This window comes from Oscillibacter sp. (genome assembly GCF_032060045.1).
Classification (GTDB): domain Bacteria; phylum Bacillota; class Clostridia; order Oscillospirales; family Oscillospiraceae; genus Oscillibacter.
Map to the genome: position 1 here is coordinate 1 of NZ_DAMBZJ010000045.1, position 4,400 is coordinate 4,400.

Below are 4,400 nucleotides of genomic sequence, written 5' to 3' on the forward strand. Positions count from 1 at the left end.
TACAAATCGAAAAACCCCTTAGGCTTATTCTGCGCGCTCCAACTCCGGTTCCCAAAGTGAAACGCCGCCCCGATGAGCCCGCTTGGCTCGGTAAAGGGCCGCATCGGCCCGGTTCATAAGGGTCTGCGGGTCTTCACCGGGGGCGCAGGCTGTCAGCCCGATGCTGATACCCGAGGGAATGGGGCCCGCATCTGCCTCTACAACCTGAAGAAAGTCGGTTTGAATTTGGTTGCACAAAGAAGCCGCGTCCTCAAGGTTCCGGGTTTGAAGGATGGCGCAAAACTCATCGCCGCCAAAGCGGAAGGAGCGGAAAGAATTGTCCTCATAGCGCAGAAGAATCCGCCCCAGAGACTGCAAATAGGAATCCCCCCGTATATGCCCCAGCTTGTCATTTACGGTTTTAAACTGGTCCACATCCATCATGGCGAAAAACCACTGGGAACGACTCTTGCGGGTGACTTCGGAGAGGGCGGTTTGCAGGGCTCTGCGGTTTCCGACGCCGGTAAGGCTGTCGGTCCTCGTTTTTTCCCGCAGCCGGTGCTGCTCCAAAACTGCGTTGACGCTGAAGTCAATCTGCCGCCGGCAGAGCCGCACCAAGAGGCTCGAAATCAGGCAGCAGGTGGCCAGCACGGAAAGGGAAATTAACTGATTTAAAACCTCGGGTCCGCTCAGTTGGAAGGGAGGAACGTCGGCAAACCAACTCAGGAAAAGATCGGAAAAAACCTTTCCCGAAATACAAAGCGCGCCCACCATCCTGGTCAGACGAATTCGCCCGTATAGAATCGTCAAAATCACCGGCAGCATGAGAGCCATGTCCATGGCGGGAAAGAAACGGTGTACCGTGTAAAGTACAATCCCGATCCCCGCCCCGCAGAGAGAAATGATCACAATGCGCGAATCTTCGCTTATCTTTTTGCTGCGCTGGGCCAGCAGAGAGGCAGACAGCAGCACAAGATTTACAATTAAAGGAAGCATGATAAACCGGAACATATATCGCTCGGTGGATGCGATGGGGAGCCGAAAAAAGTCGGCCGCGAAAAGGACCAGACTCTCCAACACCACGGCAATAAAAACAGCGGTGGACATAATCAGTAAGTGAAGCTTCATCCAAGCGCTGGAAATGTCTCCGGGCGTTTCTTCCGCGCTCTGATGCTCAGTCGAAGGTTGTTCCAATGTCCTGCGCCCCCGTTTCTAGAATGCAAACCTGACCCGCTTTACGGATACCTGATTACTCAGTTAAATAGTAGGCTTTATTATAGCAGGCGGACTTTTATTTGTCATCAGCTTTTTCTGAAATTTCCCTAATTTTCCAATTTGTACAAAAATATTCCATAAATATATAGACAGTCTCCGACGAAGGGACGAGAATGAATGGCTTGCTTTTTCTTGCGTTTTAACAGCGGGTATGCTAAAGTAAGGAAGCTGCTGTTCTCCGCCGTTTCGGCGAATCCAAAGGCGGCAAAGGAATTGAAGAACTTGAACAATCAGGATATGTATGAGGCCCTGGGCGTGAGCCGGGCCGTGTATGAAGTTGGTGAGACCGTGTTGACCACCCTGCGGGAGCGGTTTGCAGAGATAGATGCGGCGGCGGAATACAATCAGGGCAAGGTGCTGCTGGCTATGCAGAAAAACAGAGTCAGCGCCGCCCATTTTGCCGCCACCACCGGCTATGGCTACAACGACGAGGGACGGGACAATCTGGAGCGGATTTACGCCGATGTGTTTCACACTGAGGCGGCGTTGGTACGCCCGCAGATCACCTGTGGAACCCACGCGCTGGCGGTGGCATTATCCGCCAACCTGCTGCCGGGAGATGAGTTGCTTTCTCCCGTGGGCGCGCCCTATGATACGCTGGAGGAGGTCATCGGTATCCGGGAGAGCAAGTGCTCTTTAAAGGAGTACGGCGTGACCTATGCCCAGGCCGACTTAAAAGAAGACGGAAGCTTTGATTACGATGCCATCAGAGCCGCAATCAATGACCGCACAAAGCTTATCACCATTCAGCGCTCTAAGGGGTACGCCACCCGTCCCAGCTTTTCCGTCTCCCAGATCGGGGAGCTGATCGCCTTTTGTAAGTCGGTGAAGCCGGACGTAAAATGCATGGTGGACAACTGCTACGGCGAGTTTGTGGAACTGGCGGAGCCTTCCGACGTGGGGGCAGACATGGTGGTGGGCAGCCTGATTAAAAACCCAGGCGGCGGTCTTGCGCCTGTGGGCGGGTATATCTGCGGCACGAAGGAATGCGTGGAGCGGTGCGCCTACCGGCTCTCTGCCCCCGGACTGGGGCAGGAGGTGGGTGCGAACCTGGGCCTGATGCCCGCGTTATATCAGGGCTTGTTTTTGTCTCCCACGGTGGTGTCTGGTGCGCTCAAGGGTGCCATTTTTGCCGCCAATATTTATGAAAGGTTGGGCTTTGCCTGCGTCCCCGGCGGGGCGGAGGATCGCAATGACATTATTCAGGCGGTCACCTTGGGAAGCCGCGAGGCCATAGTGGCCTTTTGCAAAGGCATCCAGTCCGCGGCCCCAGTGGATAGCTACGTTACTCCGGAGCCATGGGCCATGCCCGGTTACGAGTCTGATGTGATTATGGCGGCCGGGGCCTTTGTGCAGGGCAGTTCGATCGAACTGTCCGCGGACGGGCCGATCCGAGAGCCCTATGCTGTGTATTTTCAGGGTGGCTTGACGTGGTATCACGCGAAGCTTGGCATCCTTATGAGCCTGCAAAAGCTGGTCGAGGCCGGCATTGTGAGGCTATAACATGTCTACACCCAATCACTTTTTCAGGAGGAGGCCGCCTCCAACCCAAAACCGATAAACCTCAATTATTTTAATTTAGGAGATTTATCTACATGTGGTTTTGGCTTTCTATGATTACCCTGCTCTGCTGGAGCGGGTCGGACCTTTTTTCCAAAATTGGCTGCCGTGATCAGGACAAATATGCTCACCTGAAAATGGTGATGGCCGTGGGCCTTGTGATGGGACTTCATGCCGCCTATGAAATTTTTATCGGCGAGGCGGAGATTTCCGTCTCCATCCTGTTGACGTATCTTCCTGTCTCCGCGCTATATATTCTTTCCATGACCATTGGCTATGTGGGCCTGCGGTACATCGAACTGTCCATTTCCTCGCCCATCTGCAATTCTTCCGGGGCGCTTGTGGCGGTGCTGATTCTGGTTACCGGCGGCGCGGGTGACGTCAATGGCTGGCAACTTGCCGCCGTGGCGCTGGTGTGTGCAGGCGTTGTGGGCCTTGGCATTGTGGAGGCCCACGAGGATGATGACCTGCGCGCTCTGCGGCAGGAGGCATCCAATTACAAATACGCAAAATCCGCATTGGCCTTGGTTCTGCCCATTCTCTACTGTTTGCTGGACGCGCTGGGGACCTTTGCAGACTCTCTGGTGCTGCGCACGCTGAACGAGGACTCCGCCAACGTTGCCTACGAGCTGACGTTTTTCGTCTGCGCTGTGGTGTGCTTTATCTATGTGGTGCTGGTGAAAAAGCAACCGCTGGTTCCCAAGCAAGAAGCGCCTAAATACGTGGGCGCCCTGTGCGAGACGGCTGGTCAGTTCGCCTATATTTACGCCATCGGAGACGAAGAGCATGTGATGCTGGCCGCGCCCATCATCTCGGCCTACTGCGTGGCATCCGTGGTGTGGAGCCGCATTTTCCTGAAAGAAAAGCTTTCCGTACGGCACTACACGGCGATTGCCACTGTGATCGTGGGTATTGTAATTCTGGGTGTGTTCGACGCATAAACGCCCAGCATAAACGTTTAAAAAAGAGCCCTCTTCCCGCGGGAAGAGGGCTCTTTTTTAGACAAAATCACAGTCGGTCCGCCTTGCTTCCGGCGTACCAGAAATTGTAGGTCTGCCGCCAGACTTTGGCGGCGCCCTCCGTGTGGCAGACAATCCGCACGCTTCGTGGCGTTTCATTTTCGTAAAGAAAGTCCATGATTGTCCGCAGGGCCACTGTGGCAGCCTGCGTTGCAGGATAACCGGTGGAGATGCAAGGGAAATCTACGGATTCGATCCCGTGCTCCTTGGCAAGATACAGACAGGCACGGTAGCAGGAAGCAAGCTGCACCGCCTCGCCAGATTGCCCGCCCTGCCAAACCGGGCCGGGCGTGTGGAGCACATACCGGGCCTTCAGCCGATACCCCCTTGTCAATTTCGCCTGCCCCGTCGGGCAGCCGCCAAGCGTGCGGCACTCCTCTAAAAGCTCCGGGCCGGCAGCAGCGTGAATGGCTCCATCCACGCCGCTGCCGCCAAGAAGCGATTCGTTGGCGGCGTTGACAATGGCCTCCGCATCTGATTGGGTAATATCTCCCACAAGAATGGAAAATCGGTTCATAACGGTACCTCCTTCTGCAATTTAGTTTATATTCTTTGAATTATACGCGG

At 55.0% G+C, this 4,400-nt stretch carries 4 protein-coding genes; 2 read left to right on the forward strand and 2 right to left on the reverse strand.

Annotated elements, in window-relative coordinates; all coding sequences use genetic code 11:
* Positions 1–24: 24 nt before the first annotated feature.
* Positions 25–1,173 (reverse strand): GGDEF domain-containing protein, encoded by a 1,149-nt coding sequence (locus tag RT018_RS14120; RefSeq protein WP_312942933.1) that lies wholly within the window; start codon positions 1,171–1,173, stop codon positions 25–27.
* 318 nt (positions 1,174–1,491) lie between these two features.
* On the opposite strand from RT018_RS14120, the gene RT018_RS14125 reads away from it, so the two are divergent.
* Positions 1,492–2,757: a methionine gamma-lyase family protein gene (locus RT018_RS14125; protein ID WP_312942953.1), complete on the forward strand. Its 1,266-nt coding sequence runs from the start codon at positions 1,492–1,494 to the stop codon at positions 2,755–2,757.
* A gap of 92 nt (positions 2,758–2,849) precedes the next feature.
* Positions 2,850–3,755: an EamA family transporter gene (locus RT018_RS14130; protein ID WP_312942934.1), complete on the forward strand. Its 906-nt coding sequence runs from the start codon at positions 2,850–2,852 to the stop codon at positions 3,753–3,755.
* Positions 3,756–3,822: 67 nt separating this feature from the next.
* Here the strand turns inward: RT018_RS14130 and RT018_RS14135 are convergent, their stop codons facing one another.
* Positions 3,823–4,350, reverse strand: a complete 528-nt coding sequence (locus tag RT018_RS14135) for a macro domain-containing protein (protein ID WP_312942935.1) — start codon at positions 4,348–4,350, stop codon at positions 3,823–3,825.
* Positions 4,351–4,400 lie beyond the last annotated feature (50 nt).